Origin of the sequence: Tenacibaculum todarodis (genome assembly GCF_001889045.1) — a bacterium.
Taxonomy (GTDB): domain Bacteria; phylum Bacteroidota; class Bacteroidia; order Flavobacteriales; family Flavobacteriaceae; genus Polaribacter; species Polaribacter todarodis.
Genome location: NZ_CP018155.1, coordinates 943,093 through 957,644, shown reverse-complemented (window position 1 = coordinate 957,644; position 14,552 = coordinate 943,093). Strand labels below are relative to the sequence as shown.

Sequence of the window (14,552 nt, the reverse complement as noted above, 5' to 3'; positions counted from 1 at the left end):
AAAAGATGAAAACTAAAGCGTCCATACAACTATCAAAAATACTTGGAGTATTAATTGGGTTTCCAATTATTGCAACACTTATTTCAATATTACTTTCAAGTCAACCTGTTATATCAGGTATTGACCTTAAATCGTTAAACTCATTTTTTGATGCCTATTATTTAAATTATGTACTTATCATTTCTTGGTATTTACTTCAATTATATATCATATCGAGAATTTTAAAAGCTTCTAATTGGTCATGGAGTGATATCGGAATCGCTCTATCTAAAAAGAAAATGATTTATTCCATTATAGGGTATTTAATAATTGCATTTGGATTACTCATTTTTATAGAAATGGCACTAGCTAAATCAACTATAAACGTTGAAAAATTAAACTCAATCCCTTCATTTAGCCCCAAAACAACAACAGCTAGAGTGATTTTTGTTTTTTTAGCATTGGTTGCTGGTATCGTAGAAGAAATTGTATACCGTGGCTTTGCAATAAAGTCTTTAATGAGTCATAAAGTTAATAAATGGCTAACTGTACTAATAGCTTCAATACCTTTTATTTTTCAACATGGAATGAGAGCAATAGACTCAATTACTGGAAATGGAATTTGGCTTGGATGGTATTTTGCCTGGGGCATTATATTTGGAATTATTTTTCTTTTTTCTAAAAAATTATACATTAACATAATAATCCACTGGCTGGTGATATTATCTGCAATGGTTGGAATTCTACAAGCAATTGAATAGTTTATTTACTTTATCAATCATGAAAAATAAAAAAGAAAAGAAAAATCATCGTTGGCAAACTGCTATTAGTGTGTTAATATTTTTTGTAATAGGATCATTAATAAACATTCCATTTAGCAGAGAGGTAAAAAGATTAAATATAAAAGCAGGAATGCCAAACGTTCGTTTAAATGAATCTGTTTTAGATGACGTCATAACTATTGGAATTAGTAGTTTAATCCTAGGTGCTATTTTGGTGTTTATTGGATTATGGGTTTCATCTAAAACAAATTTAGGAGCACCTGTTATAGCTCGATTTTTTTCAAAGCACACAGTTTCTAATCTAATAGATTGGAAAGCAATTTTGTCTAGTATTGTTTTAGCAACAATAGTAGCTTTAATCCTATTAGGATTATTTGAATTACAGAAAGAATTGTATCCAGTTGTTGGTAAAATGTCTAGACCAACAAAACCTTTTTATGCACTTGTTGCCTTTTCTGCAGGTATTAGTGAAGAGATAATGTTTCGATTAGGATTAATGTCACTAATAATTGCGATTATTCAATTCATCAGAAAAGTAGATAACCCAACCAACAAAATGATTTGGACAGGTATTATTATTTCTGCATTGTTTTTCGGATTAATACACTTTCCATTATCAAAAAATTTTGTTGAGTTAACTCCTTTTTCAATTGGTGTCACTATGGTTGGAAACTTAATAACCGGTTCAACTTTTGGATGGATATTTTGGAAAAGAGGTCTTTTGGTAGCTATTATAGCTCATATAGTATTCGATTTGGTTTTCCATGTTATAGGTACGCCATTTACATAGAATTGTAAAAAAATATAAGAGCATTTACATAGTAAGTTCAGTATAATTTAAAAAAAATAAAGAGTAACATATCTAATCCATCATCGTCTTAAATATAAGTCAATCAATCAAAATATATTCAATATGACAGTTCTAGTCGTAGGCGCAAGTGGCTCCACAGGAAGCAAATTAGTAGAGCAACTTCTAGCCGAAAAACATAAGGTAAAAGTTATTGTTAGGTCACCAGAAAAATTACCAGAATCATGGACAATAAATGATGACCTACAAATTATCTCTGCAAGTCTATTAGAGTTAAGTGATACAGAAATTAGTACCATTGTAAGCGATTGTAATGCCGTTGCTTCTTGTCTTGGTCATAATATGTCTTGGAAAGGCATTTATGGAAAACCTAGAAGACTAGTTACAGATGCTACTCGGCGCTTATGCAATGCTGTAACATCAAATAACCTACAAAGTCCAACAAAGTTTGTTTTAATGAATACCACAGGAAACCGTAATCGCGATTTAAACGAGCCAATTTCTTTTGCTCAAAAATGTGTTATTGGATTACTACGTTTATTGTTACCACCACATGTTGACAATGAGAAAGCTGCTGATTATTTACGAACTCAAATTGGTCAAAACAATAATCCTATTGAATGGGTTGCAGTTAGACCAGATGGTTTAATTAATGAGGAAGAGGTAACCGATTACGAAATACACTCTTCGCCAATCAGAAGTGCCATTTTTAATGCTGGTAAGGTAAGCCGTATTAATGTTGGGCATTTTATGGCTAGTTTAATCACTGATGATACTTTATGGGAGAAGTGGAAAGGGCAGATGCCTGTAATATATAGTACCTCACATTAATAAATCATCAATCAAAATAACAGTATATGTTTTTCAAATCACAAGAAGGAAAAGAAAAAATTTTAAAACTTTATAATCAAAAATTAAATGAGCTTGAAATTCAATATTTTGAAAAGTCAATAGAAACAAAGTTTGGTATTACCAATATTATAATTACAGGAGATGCTAAACTGCCACCATTATTACTTATTCATGGCACAGGAGGTTGTGCGCCTTTAATTTTAGAATCATTTTATAACTTATCCTCAAAATACTGTGTTTATGCTATTGATGTTCTTTCTCAACCTAATAAAAGTGCAGAAAATAGACCCGATATGAAAACTTTAGATTACGGAAAATGGTTAACAGAATTAATAATCAAGCTTAGATTAACGGATGTTACTTTGGTTGGTTTTTCTTTTGGAGGACTCATAAGCTTAAAAGCACTAGAGTATAATCAAACACTAATAAAAGAAGCATTTTTAATTGCACCTGTTTATATTGTAAATGGAAACCCTATTAAAGGTTTGTTTAAGATGTTTTTCCCTTTAAAAAAATTTATAAAAACTAACAATCAAGAGTATATTAAAAAAGTAATGAATGTACTTTTTACAGCTTATGACGATTTTGCATTAACATTTATGTCAACTACTTTTCAGCATTGTAATATGGATTTTTCACCTTTACCCACAATTACTAAAAAGAATGCAAATTCGATAAATAAACCTATAACAATTTTTGCAGCAGAAAAAGATATCATGTTTCCTGGAAGAAAAATGATAAAAAGAGCAAAAAGAATTTTCCCAACTTTAAAGAAAGTGATTTTATTTAAAAATTCTAAACATGTACCTAGTTATAAAGAGTTTCATAAGATAAAAATGGAGATACTAAACAACCTTTAAAATTTAGAATAATAAAATTAAATAGAATAATATTTTAAGTAATTATGAAATACAAAAAAAATATATGGGGAGTTATTTTTATCATGTTTTTTATCTCTTGTAGTAAAAATGAGAAATCAATTTTAAAATCTAATAAAAAAAAAGTTCAGGTAAAAGTTATTAATAAAAGTAGAATATATAATTGGAATCTTAATAAGGAATTAAATCCTGATGAAAACCATATAACTATAAGAAATAGAGAAAGTGTTAATGTTATGTATGTTTCAGATATTGATTCAATTATGTTTAATGTGAAAGAAGAAACCAAAATAAATTTTAATATTGTAGTAGCAAAAGACACGTTTAAACAACAAATATTAGGTGTTCCTTATATTCCAAAAGCAAACTATTCCAAGGAATTTAAAGCAAATAAAAATGGAAGTATCGATTTTTCGGTTTCCGAACTCTATGAATTAGTTAATGTTATTGTTGCTTTAACTGATAAAGGGATTAATGATAAGGAAAGGGTAAATAAGAACACAGAGTATTATAAGTCTGTGTTAAACCATTTTTCAACTTATAGAAATCATAATGTTGTAAGAAAGTTTAATAAGTTCATTAATCAAAAAAACGATTATTTTTTACGAACAAATGGCCTTACTTATAATTTAGGCTATGGTAATAAGATTACAAAGAGTAATCAATATAATAGGGCCGTTTATAATGATAAAAGCCCTAACTATCTTTCACCTTATATTGAAGATTTACAAGATTTTGCAAAGAGAACCAACTTTAAAAGCTTTTATCTAATAAATAAAGAGTATTACAATAGTGTTGTTGCAGAAATTAAAAACAAAATTGACATTCCAAATATGCTATTATGGTTACAGAAAAATTTTCCTGAAATAAAATATGAGTACCATAATATTGTTATTTCACCATTAACAGGAAACACACAAGGAATAATCATGTACGAGAACAATAACTTTAAAGAATTACAAATTCATATTGGTTTACCTCATGTTTATAATAACAAAATGAGTAAGCTAAGTGAACATATTGTAAAAGGTGATATTATATTTTCAGAACTAAATCATGGATATTTAAATAAAGAGGCAGATAAATATTTAGAAGAAATTAATAATGCTCTGAACTCAAAAAGAAATCTATTGGTTACTAGCAAATATGGTAAGGGTTACTATGGGAGATCTTCAGAGTTATTCAAAGAATATATGAATTGGGGTTTAGTAGCATTAAGATATGTCGATAACTGCCCTAAGGAAGATTTAAAGATGTTAATGGAAAGAAATATAATTTATATGAAAGATAAAAGAGGGTTTAAAATGTTCGATGAGTTTCAAAATTATCTAGTCTCTCTTTATCAAAACCTTGATGGAAAAGAAACAATAGCTGATTTATATCCACAAATAATTCAATGGTTTAGTAAACAGTAATTTGTAAAAGAACATGAAATCTAAAAAGGCAACATTCTTTCATTTATTTGAATAATACTTCTTTTAGTTTCCTAATAGTTAATAAAAGAAAACAAAGTACTACTAAAGGAAAGAAAACCTATTTGCCAATGCAAAATGTGAAGCGATACTGTGTATCAGATAGTTGTGTAGATAGGGCAACATATAGGCAACAAACTATTGATAATAAAGGAAATAGCACGATAAATAAAAGTGTGATTTCTAAAAAATATCTGTTGTCAAATATAAACCTTTTTTCTTTCTCTTAGCCTTTAGATTTAATTTTTGATACAATGGTAGTTCATCACAATAAACCTTATTGTATGGCTTTGCAAAGCCCTTTTGGATTAGTATTTTGTTAAGTGTTTTACCGTTAGGTAAAATAATATAGGCTAATGTTCTACCAAATCTGTCTTGTTGGTTTTTGACTTCTTGAATTATTGTAATATTCGTTTTTGGTTTTGCTTTCTTTTTTAAAAAATTAAATGATCTATATCCTAATTCAATTAAAAATTCACTTGGTAGATGTAATTCTCTTTCATCATTTTTGAGTTTTTTACAAATCTTTAGTTCTGGAGCATCAATTCCTAAAAGCCTTATTTCTTTCTCTTTATTTGTGAAAATATTTTTTACAATTAAGCCGTCTCCATCTACAACTTTTACTATTTCGTAATGTGGTCTAACTAAGATTTGTTTATTAGCCTTTGTTTGCATTTGTTTACACTTGTTTAAGTATTGATAATCAGATACTTGTATTTATATTTGTAATGATAATAAATTAATGTTTAACAAAAAAATAAATTAAAATGGCAAGACAGAAAGGACCCCTAAAATATGTAGGTACTCTTGGTGATATTAGACACTTCAAGATAAAAGGAAATGATGGATATTTTGCAGGATTAGTTGGTGGACCAACTGGCGACCAAGTAAAGAATGACCCTGCGTTCCAAAGAACACGAGAAAATATGAATGAATTTGGTGGCTGTGCAATGGTTGGTAAATCTATTCGTGTAGGTGTATCAAGTTTGATGAAATCTATGGCAGATAGTCAAGTAACAGGACGATTAACTGCTGTAATGAAAAAAATCAATTTAGAAGATGGTTCAGAAGCAAGAGGTAAAAGAGCCGTACTTATTTCGCAAGTGCCTCAATATTTAAAAGGATTTGAATTTAATAGATTTACTTCTTTTAGTGGTGCGTTAAATGCTCCATTCACTTTAACACCTTCCGCTGGTAGAGATAGTTCAACTTTAGATGTTCCTGCATTTAATCCTTTGAATTATTTAAACATTCCTGCAGGTGCAAGTCATTTCAGAATTATTAACTCAATTTCAGTAATATCTGATTTTGAATTTAATACTGTAACAGGTGTTTATGAACCAAAAGAACAAGCATTAAATGAATTAGTAAATGTTGAATATTCTGCATATTTACCTGTAGATACTGTTACTCCTTTACAATCATTAATCGCAACATTGCCTGGTTCTCCAACAATGACACCAGATGTTAATTTGATTAATGTTGTTGGTATTGAGTTTTATCAAGAAGTAAATTCAAACTATTACATTTTCAATCAAGGAAATGCAATGAAGATTGTTGATATTTTCTAAGATGCCGTAATTTAGAAAATAGTTGATTAAAGAAGCCTGCTCATTGAGTAGGCTTTTTTTGTGCTGTATTCTATTTCATTGTTTTATTAAGGTGGTGCAATCATAGATACTATATACTTTGCTTTTAGTGGACTTAATTGCGAAATACATTACTTTCTTCTTCTCGAAATATATCGGTAAAAAATAGCCCTTTTTGCATCTTGTATTAATTGGATATTTTGATGATACTGCTTTTCTTTATCTTCCAAAAGTTGAAGCACTTTTACTGATTTTTTAAATACAGGCTTGTTTTCTTCTGCTATTTCATAACCGCCTGCAATTGCTTTTCGCATATCGTTTATTGTGATAAATGGAATTACTGAACCTTTGAGGTAATAATGAAAAGATTTTGCCTTCCATAATCCAAAACATAACCAATATAAACTCTGTAATTCTTCTTCTGTATTTGCTGTAAGTACAAAGCAATTCGGACAAGGCTCTTTTAATGGCTTTCCGCTATTCATCCCTTTATTCAGAATGTAGAAGTGTGGTTTTTTTGTTTCGGCTGTTTTGCTGTTTGTTTTCAGATAGAATTTTGTCATTTTAAACGGATTTTAGTTGTATTCCGAAATCCCCTTCACAAAATTTTTTGACAAAGAAAAAAACGAAAAAAAAAGAAAGCCGTTTAACAAGTGGTAAGGGTTGGGCTGACAAGGTTTTTGAGAAAAATACTACCCTTTTGGGTGGAGATTTTTTTCAAAACCCGTAGGGCTTGACCTTTTCAGACCAAACCGTCCGCTTACTCTTGCATTCTTTTTTATTCTTTTGTTATAATATTATCTACCTCTATGTTTCTTGATAACTACCAAATGTTGTTCAATTCCTTTGGGGAAATATGACCAGAAAAAAAATAAACTATACCTATTCTAAAAGCGTGGGCTGATGGTGGCAAGTGTGACGATTGAACGAAATGGAACTATTGGGTGGGATGGAATGAAGTAAACTGAATATTTTGCAGGGTTGCAGAGTTTGCAAACTTTACAATTTACTGTAAACTCTTTTTGGGTGGATAAAATATTCGGTTTGCGTAATGGAATTGTGCGTTGGCATAGTGTAATGTAGAGAATGAGTTACTCTTGCGTGGCTGTTGTAGGCGTTAGTGGTTGATTGTAGTGAGTGAATGTAGGCACGAAATGAACGAGTGTAATGAAACCTCTAAAAGCCGTAATTATGAATAGTTTATTTTTTTTCTGACCGCTGAAAAGGGTGGTGGGGAATTGTGGTCTTTCGGTTGGTGAAGTAGGTTTTATGCGTTGGCTCGTGCGGTTATTTAACATAATGTTATTATAGGACATAGGCGAAGCCCGAAATGCAATGTAGCCCTTTTGGGTATGTACTATAATGCCACATTATGTTACTTAACTTTGGGTTGTTTTTTTTGGCACAAGTTTGTTCATTGCGGGCATTGGCGAACAATACGTCTTATTGCTTTTTTCTGCAAGAAGTGTGACAAAAAAAATAACTATGCGGTGGGAAAGCGGAAGGGTATAAAAAGACAGAAAAGTTATGAGGCACGAATAACGTTGGATTTTTATAGCCTGTGGGAAAACCTACGGAACTAACCGATATTAAAGTCGTGCGTAGCACACCTATTAAATACTATGTTTGTTATTTAGATAAATGCTTGTTTATAAAAACCAAAGATTATTTTTACCGAAGTCTGGAAGTTTATCTCCTTCAAAAAATGGAAATATTTCTGCTGCCATTTCTGGGTATTTTATAGTTACTGGTAAATTTTGTTGTTTTACTGATTTCCAATACATTCTACTAAATTGATACACTTGGTCTATTAATTCTTCTATTACTGTTCTATCATCAAAATAGCCATCTATCGTAGAAGTGAAAGTAAGTTTTACAGGAAATGGATTGTCCTTTACTATTTCATTTTCTCTGTATCTTACATTATTAAACAATAAGTATTGATCCCAACCAATTTTTACATAAGTACCACTAACAGGCATTAATTCATTACTATTTGTATCAAAAGCAACATTATCTTCTGATGTGGTTTTATTAATTGTAATAATAACTACAGGAATGCTTAAACCTAATGTTTTTAGCATCTTCATAATAGGTTTTAACTCTTTATTACCCATTTTCTTATAGAAATGAATAATTAGCCTATCTGCTTCTTTATCATTATCTATAACATACTTTAAAATTTGTTTGCCAATTGTTCCTGCTAATAAATCTGTTTCATCTGCTTTAAAACAATCAAAACCTTTAAACTCTCCATTATTATTAAAACAAAATGCACTACCTACATATTTGATGTTGTGATTTAACGAAGTGAAAGCACCAACACCAACTATTAATTCGTTTTTGGTATCTCTATCTAATCTCCAAGGAATACCATCTATTTTGGCTAATAGAGCAATAGCGATATTAGGTAAGTAAAAACTAAAGTTTTTATGACCTATATTTTCTTTATAGATTACTTGTGAACTGATTTCGTGTTTTAATAATTCTTCTTTTATTTGATAATAGAGCATTTTCTTCTGCTCGTCCGTTTCTGTTTTATGAATTGGTGTAACATAAATTGCTACATATCTTGTATTGGGTTGCTTTTCAAGATTTAACAAACCTTGTTTTATTTCTTTTAATGCAGTATCAGTATTTTCATAAGCAATACTTGTATCTCTATCAATTATAAAAGGTTGTTTTATATAGGTTTTTAAGGGTTGAAAATATAAGTTTCCATTTGGTGCTTTGTAGCCTTCAGTAAAATACTTGTAAAGTGTTTTAACCGCAAATGACCTATCTGGTTGATGATAAATAAAAAAGAAACGAACGCTTGCGTGAGGACTTGATTTATATGGTCCTTTATTTTTCATACCATTATGAGGTACTATGTCTGTGCCATTATAAAAACGTAGTTTATTAGAATTGGCAGATGTACTGAACACTTTGTGTTCAGGCATTTGATGAAACCCATTATCATCTAAAGGAATAATTTCTTTAAACGCTTTAGTGTTTAAGTAATTATTATAGAAGTCTATTATGTTTGTATAGTAAGGCTTGTATTTATTACCTCTTGAAAATGCAGGTCTTGGAATTTGTAAAAAATCTCTAATTCTATTTGATAGGATTGGATATAGTTCTTCTATATGTTGCTTTATATCTTCTTCTGCATATTCGTATTTTACTATTTTAGTGTTGAATTTAACGTAGTTTATTAACTCTGGTGGGAAATCATCTAATTCTGATAAAGACTTGTTTAAAACGTTTGTATTGCCATCAAATGAAACTAATAATTCTGGAAACTCTGTTACTTTATTGAATTGTACTTTTATGGTAAATCGTTTATACGAAGTATAAACAGATGTGGTTTTTCTATTATCTATAAACCATATTTGCACGTCTTTAACAAAATTAATCTTAACTGCATCTGCTACAGTTACGAAGTAATTGTAGATTAACCTGCTATAATAATGTACTGCTAAACGTTTGTTTTTTGAATAATCTACTTTTGTTTTATAGTCACAATTTTCTGTGTCTTTAAAGTTCGTGTATAATTTATCACACGCTTTCATTTCATCATTAAAATCTTCCCAAAAAGATTGAGGATATTCTCCTTTCCAAAGTGAATAATAGCCTTGTTTCTCTTGCTTATAAAAGCCTATCTCCAGTTCTTGAACTGGATGGCTGAATGGGATTATATTTAATGTAAGGTTTTCCATCTACATATTACTTAACAATTAAAGGTTTTAATTTGAAATCTTTTTGGATTAAACCGGATGATAATAACCCAATATTGGTTGGCGAAAATATAGTTTTTGATAAGTTTTCAATTGAGTAGTTATCTCCAAAAAAAACTTTCTTAATCCCAAGAGATAAAATTGCATTAGCACTGATAAAGAAAATATTATTATCTAAGCAATTCTTATAAAAAAGTGAAGATTGATCCCCTACATTAGAAGTGCATTCAGGATGTGTTGGTGGTAACAAGTCTGATTCATTACCTCCTATAAGTAAGAATTTATAATGTTTTATGTTATCATCATTTTTTTCTAATGTTGATAAAATCTCCTCTTCGTAAGCAATCATTTGGGACAAATATCTATTTTCATTCATCATCTTAGAAAAGCTAACTTTTGCTTCTGCTACTAATAACACACCTTTATTTAGTAAGCATATATCTAAACGACCACCTCTATCTCTTGATTTAATATTCATCCCGATTTCAAGACCTAATTGAGGATTTGAAGATTTTGACAAGAATTTCAAGCTATTAGCACCCCAAACAGATATATTTTTAGTTTCATCTACAGAAGTAAAGTCAGAAAAAGATTTGTATTTAACTTTGAATTGAGCCAACCTTATTTTCGGCAATTTTATAAAAGAGCCATTAAATAGTTCATCTAAGGTTTCCTGTTTGAGTCGATTTTCATAATCACTCTTAAAATCAGAACATAAAGCTGAAAGTTTAAATTTATTATCTATCTCAATATTGTTTCCTGGACAACCGAAAACGCAATACATACAATTGATACAATTCTCATTTTTTATATCAATAGCTTTATCTTTAAACTCAATACATTCAATTGAATGAGCAATCATTAATTCTTGGTTAGAGCCTTTATTATTATTCAAAAGATCTTTCAAGTAATTATATTTAACAACACCTAAACTTATACAGGGTGGTAATGAAGTGTCGTAAATATGTGGACAGTATTTATTTTCATTCATATATTGAATTTTTTCATAGCATTAATTAAACCTATAGGAGCACCTAAACTTACCTCTACCATATCTACCCCTACAAGAGGCTTTAATTCATTATTATCACTAACAGAAAAAGGTGTGCCTACCATAAATGCAATATTTAATTCAGAATACATAACATCTTCAAAAGTCTCTTGATTAACAATAAATAGTTCAGGATAATCGTTTAAAAAATTAATTAAACTATCAAAATCAAGTGTTGATTTTTCTAAATAGGCTTTATTCAAGGCATAGATTATTGCATATCTACGGTTTTTTATTTTTGGTTCTACTTTTAATGTAAGTTCTCTAATTTTTGCTTGATTATTTTCGCGAAGTGCTCCTGTATTTTTCGTTAAATTGTTATAATCTAATGGCTTTTTAACAATATGATTCCCAGTAAATAGATGGTCAGGAAAGTTTGTTACTTTGTATTTTCTTAAGTTGCGTTTTTTTGCAAGAGTATAAGTTCTTGTTACTACTTGATATGAAGTGTCAGCATTATAACTGTCATCATCTAAATTTTCAGGAATAAAAAAACCGCAAGATATGCCCCAAGCTAACAGACAAGATTTTGTTCTTGTATTGCTATCACTCTCAGAACCACCTGATATAATAATAGTGTTACCTTCATATAATATTTTTTCATTAGAATTTGGATAACCTAAGGTTATTTCATTTGTGTCAAAACTGTTTTTTCCTAATAACTTTATTTGTGCAAGAAAACCTATAAACATACCATAACCAGACACTGCATTTCTAATGATTTTAAGCATTTCAATTGAATTGTACTCAGTTTTTGCGAAAAGTAATCCTTGATGTGTGATTTGAATATTTCTTTTTCTTCTAAGCAAAAATCCTAATGCATCTAAAGCATTTACAGTATTGCTTATTTCTTTAGACTTTGTAGTATCATCATTTACACCATTAGTTAATGAGCAACCAGAAGTATTTAAAGGATTATCCTTATAAGGACAATACTTAATATTCAATAGACTGTTTGACTTTAGTAAACTACAATGATTTAATATATTATCTTCAGAGGAATCATACTTAATATCTTTCATATTAAATGTATCACCTAAATTGTATTTACTTGATATAAATTTACAAAGATTATGAAGGCATTCTAATCTTCCTGGAGGGTTTCTATTTATTAGATATGACATACTTTTCTTTAAATTTATTGTAGCTTACAATCTCTATTGAATTTTTCAAATTAGTTGAGTATTTTTCTGTTAATACTAAATCAAAATGGTCAGTTAATAATACAATACCATTTACTGTAAGATTATATCTTTCAGCCATATCTGAAATTATTATATCTAATTCAATTGCATCTTTATCAAACTTTTTTTGTTTAGAAATTTTTATTATGTTAATTATTTTATCCTTTTTAAATACAATTTCAAATCTCTTATCTCTTTTACCAAATAAGTATTTTGTTTCAATACCAACAAATTCATTCTCTTTTTCTGATATTGTACCAGCTAATGAAATAATTAAATCAGCTTGTTTTTTAGATTTTACACCTAAATCAATATATTCTCTTATTTTACCTGAATCCTTATTATTTGATACATCAATAAGATTTGCATTAACATTTAATTTTATAACACGCATTCTTCTACGGATAATAATTTTTTAGTAATTAAAGGTTCATATTCTCTATTCAGTTCATAACCAATTGCCTTACGACCTAATTCTAAAGCTACTTTAGCCGTTGTTCCGGTACCTAAAAAAGGGTCAAGTACAGTATCACCATAAAAACTATGCAATCTTATTAATCTTTTGGGCATTTCATCAGGAAAAGGTGCTGGATGCTTTTCTCTTTTTGCACTTGCTGGTTGCATTTCCCAAATGGAATTAATAGCCCAATCCTGCCATTCCTTAGTAGTTAATTTTGATTTTTCTTTTATTTCTTTAGACACTTTTGGTCTTTTTCCTTGTTTAGAAAAAACAGTTATCCATTCATAAGGATATGTAGAAAAAAGGTTTGGGGGATATGGGTATGAGCCAAAAGAACTAAAGCGAGCTATTTTTCTTTTATCCCATATATATAAGCCAAATTGATACATTTCTTTGGTGCTATCCATAAATCTCTCAATATCACCTAAAACTAATCTTGTTTCTCTTCTTTTAAAACGGGCTGCTTTACCTGTTAAAAGAAAAGGCATTATATTAATACAGATTTTACCATCAGGAGCTAATACCCTAATACATTCTTGCCAAACTTTATTTAATTCACTTAAATAATATTCATAAGAAGAACTACCCAATCCAATTTGATCTTCATTTTCATAGTCTTTCAAAGTCCAATAAGGTGGTGATGTTATAATTAAGTTAACCGATGATGAAGGTATCTCAGCCATATTAGTTGAGTTTTTAAAGAAAATTTTTGCATCATTGATTACTATTGAATCGTTTATTTTGTCCATATAATTATTTGTTCTTTTCTATTTGTTTTATTTAATTTATCAAACACTTGTGAACTTGTGCCTGTATATTCTCTCTCTATTATTTCTGTGCTTTGAAAAGGGCTTATGTTGTTGAAAAACTTTGCACCATTAATTACTTTTCCTTTTACTTTTTTATCGCCAACTACAAAAATGATTTGTGCTCCATTTTTACAAACGGTATATAATTCTTTAAGAACATTTGACATATCTTCTTCATATGACTTGAATGACTGTATTAAATCTGCTTTTATTTCTAACCTATTAATATCTAAAATAGAATATATGATTTTAGCATAGTATGCTGTGTAATCCAAACAATCAAAATATGGTGGACTTGTAAATACATAGTCTATTGAATTTGGAGCAATTTTAGAACTTAGTTTACGAGCATCACATTTTATTATTTTAGAGTTAGAGCTTGATTCTAAAGGAAAATGATGTTTTTTTACTTTATGTAATAATTTTTCAAAAAAATCAATATCACGCTTAGGTTCTATATTTTTACCAACTGTACTTGATGTCCATTTATAATGGTTGCAACCTCTTGCAGTTAACGCAATTGCACCAAAAAAGCAAGACTTTAAATATGGAGACATCTCTTCAAAAAATGTAGCCATTGCACATATTTGATTATGAGAATTTTTATGAAAAAAATATGCTGATTCCTTCTTTTCAAATTTTAATTTTATTTTTTCACTTTTTTTTATAAATGATTTACATTCATCAAGCACACTTTCTAAAGAAAAAGGAACACTAATTTTACCTTCTGCGATATAAGAAGCAATAGGATTTAAGTCAACACCTAAAGTGTTAATATTTCTTTTAAAACCTTCATAAACAATAGTCCCTGAACCGCAAAAAGGGTCTAACAAATTTGAATATGCAGGTATCTGATCTAATATTTGATTAGCATCAATAGGAGAAATTTTTCCTCTATAAGGATAAACACCGTGTATAGAATTAGGGTTGTTTACGGATTTTAATTCTTTTATCTTAAAATCTATCATA

General features: G+C 29.2%; 14 protein-coding genes. 6 read left to right on the top strand and 8 right to left on the bottom strand.

Going from position 1 to position 14,552, the window contains the following annotated elements:
• Nucleotides 1–5 precede the first annotated feature (5 nt).
• The 5 genes from LPB136_RS04405 to LPB136_RS04385 all read left to right on the top strand — a co-directional run bounded on the left by LPB136_RS04405 (nt 6) and on the right by LPB136_RS04385 (nt 4,714).
• Nucleotides 6–740, top strand: coding sequence for a CPBP family intramembrane glutamic endopeptidase (locus LPB136_RS04405; protein WP_072554973.1), 735 nt, complete (start codon nt 6–8; stop codon nt 738–740).
• A gap of 19 nt (nt 741–759) precedes the next feature.
• Nucleotides 760–1,551 (top strand): CPBP family intramembrane glutamic endopeptidase, encoded by a 792-nt coding sequence (locus LPB136_RS04400; protein ID WP_072554972.1) that lies wholly within the window; start codon nt 760–762, stop codon nt 1,549–1,551.
• A 123-nt stretch (nt 1,552–1,674) separates the two neighbouring features.
• The gene (locus LPB136_RS04395) at nt 1,675–2,400 is read left to right on the top strand and encodes an NAD(P)-dependent oxidoreductase (protein ID WP_072554971.1); all 726 of its coding nucleotides are present in this window, start codon (nt 1,675–1,677) and stop codon (nt 2,398–2,400) included.
• Between the two features lie 26 nt (nt 2,401–2,426).
• The gene (locus LPB136_RS04390) at nt 2,427–3,281 is read left to right on the top strand and encodes an alpha/beta fold hydrolase (protein ID WP_072554970.1); all 855 of its coding nucleotides are present in this window, start codon (nt 2,427–2,429) and stop codon (nt 3,279–3,281) included.
• A 44-nt stretch (nt 3,282–3,325) separates the two neighbouring features.
• Complete coding sequence (locus LPB136_RS04385) at nt 3,326–4,714, top strand: DUF4932 domain-containing protein (RefSeq protein ID WP_072554969.1); 1,389 nt, start codon at nt 3,326–3,328, stop codon at nt 4,712–4,714.
• A 240-nt stretch (nt 4,715–4,954) separates the two neighbouring features.
• Here the strand turns inward: LPB136_RS04385 and LPB136_RS04380 are convergent, their stop codons facing one another.
• Nucleotides 4,955–5,446, bottom strand: a complete 492-nt coding sequence (locus LPB136_RS04380; RefSeq protein ID WP_072554968.1) for a thermonuclease family protein — start codon at nt 5,444–5,446, stop codon at nt 4,955–4,957.
• Between the two features lie 92 nt (nt 5,447–5,538).
• Here LPB136_RS04380 and LPB136_RS04375 point away from each other — a divergent pair, with 92 nt between their 5' ends.
• Nucleotides 5,539–6,342, top strand: a complete 804-nt coding sequence (locus tag LPB136_RS04375) for a hypothetical protein (RefSeq protein ID WP_070235711.1) — start codon at nt 5,539–5,541, stop codon at nt 6,340–6,342.
• Between the two features lie 149 nt (nt 6,343–6,491).
• Here LPB136_RS04375 and LPB136_RS04370 read toward each other — a convergent pair whose 3' ends face one another.
• The 7 genes from LPB136_RS04370 to LPB136_RS04340 all read right to left on the bottom strand — a co-directional run bounded on the left by LPB136_RS04370 (nt 6,492) and on the right by LPB136_RS04340 (nt 14,551).
• Nucleotides 6,492–6,923, bottom strand: a complete 432-nt coding sequence (locus LPB136_RS04370; RefSeq protein WP_072554967.1) for a DUF6943 family protein — start codon at nt 6,921–6,923, stop codon at nt 6,492–6,494.
• A 1,086-nt stretch (nt 6,924–8,009) separates the two neighbouring features.
• Nucleotides 8,010–10,061 carry a Piwi domain-containing protein gene (locus tag LPB136_RS04365; protein ID WP_072554966.1) on the bottom strand — a complete coding sequence of 684 codons (2,052 nt, stop codon included), beginning with the start codon at nt 10,059–10,061 and terminating at the stop codon, nt 8,010–8,012.
• 7 nt (nt 10,062–10,068) lie between these two features.
• Nucleotides 10,069–11,070, bottom strand: a complete 1,002-nt coding sequence (locus LPB136_RS04360; RefSeq protein WP_072554965.1) for a hypothetical protein — start codon at nt 11,068–11,070, stop codon at nt 10,069–10,071.
• Nucleotides 11,067–12,254, bottom strand: a complete 1,188-nt coding sequence (locus LPB136_RS04355; protein WP_158009599.1) for a hypothetical protein — start codon at nt 12,252–12,254, stop codon at nt 11,067–11,069. Before LPB136_RS04355 ends, LPB136_RS04360 begins: the two co-directional genes overlap by 4 nt.
• Nucleotides 12,235–12,708 carry a hypothetical protein gene (locus LPB136_RS04350; RefSeq protein WP_072554963.1) on the bottom strand — a complete coding sequence of 158 codons (474 nt, stop codon included), beginning with the start codon at nt 12,706–12,708 and terminating at the stop codon, nt 12,235–12,237. The genes LPB136_RS04355 and LPB136_RS04350 overlap by 20 nt, the downstream gene beginning before the upstream one ends.
• On the bottom strand, nt 12,696–13,523 hold the full coding sequence (locus LPB136_RS04345) for a DNA-methyltransferase (protein ID WP_072554962.1): 828 nt from the start codon (nt 13,521–13,523) through the stop codon (nt 12,696–12,698). Before LPB136_RS04345 ends, LPB136_RS04350 begins: the two co-directional genes overlap by 13 nt.
• Nucleotides 13,511–14,551: a DNA adenine methylase gene (locus LPB136_RS04340; protein ID WP_072554961.1), complete on the bottom strand. Its 1,041-nt coding sequence runs from the start codon at nt 14,549–14,551 to the stop codon at nt 13,511–13,513. Before LPB136_RS04340 ends, LPB136_RS04345 begins: the two co-directional genes overlap by 13 nt.
• Nucleotide 14,552 lies beyond the last annotated feature (1 nt).

Coding starts and splice junctions, on each gene's coding strand:
- LPB136_RS04395 (WP_072554971.1), top strand. CDS start 1,675: ATGACAGTTCTAGTCGTAGGCGCAAGTGGCTCCACAGGAAGCAAATTA.
- LPB136_RS04400 (WP_072554972.1), top strand. CDS start 760: ATGAAAAATAAAAAAGAAAAGAAAAATCATCGTTGGCAAACTGCTATT.
- LPB136_RS04385 (WP_072554969.1), top strand. CDS start 3,326: ATGAAATACAAAAAAAATATATGGGGAGTTATTTTTATCATGTTTTTT.
- LPB136_RS04355 (WP_158009599.1), bottom strand. CDS start 12,254: ATGTCATATCTAATAAATAGAAACCCTCCAGGAAGATTAGAATGCCTT.
- LPB136_RS04370 (WP_072554967.1), bottom strand. CDS start 6,923: ATGACAAAATTCTATCTGAAAACAAACAGCAAAACAGCCGAAACAAAA.
- LPB136_RS04350 (WP_072554963.1), bottom strand. CDS start 12,708: ATGCGTGTTATAAAATTAAATGTTAATGCAAATCTTATTGATGTATCA.
- LPB136_RS04390 (WP_072554970.1), top strand. CDS start 2,427: ATGTTTTTCAAATCACAAGAAGGAAAAGAAAAAATTTTAAAACTTTAT.
- LPB136_RS04405 (WP_072554973.1), top strand. CDS start 6: ATGAAAACTAAAGCGTCCATACAACTATCAAAAATACTTGGAGTATTA.
- LPB136_RS04360 (WP_072554965.1), bottom strand. CDS start 11,070: ATGAATGAAAATAAATACTGTCCACATATTTACGACACTTCATTACCA.
- LPB136_RS04380 (WP_072554968.1), bottom strand. CDS start 5,446: ATGCAAACAAAGGCTAATAAACAAATCTTAGTTAGACCACATTACGAA.
- LPB136_RS04345 (WP_072554962.1), bottom strand. CDS start 13,523: ATGGACAAAATAAACGATTCAATAGTAATCAATGATGCAAAAATTTTC.
- LPB136_RS04365 (WP_072554966.1), bottom strand. CDS start 10,061: ATGGAAAACCTTACATTAAATATAATCCCATTCAGCCATCCAGTTCAA.
- LPB136_RS04340 (WP_072554961.1), bottom strand. CDS start 14,551: ATGATAGATTTTAAGATAAAAGAATTAAAATCCGTAAACAACCCTAAT.
- LPB136_RS04375 (WP_070235711.1), top strand. CDS start 5,539: ATGGCAAGACAGAAAGGACCCCTAAAATATGTAGGTACTCTTGGTGAT.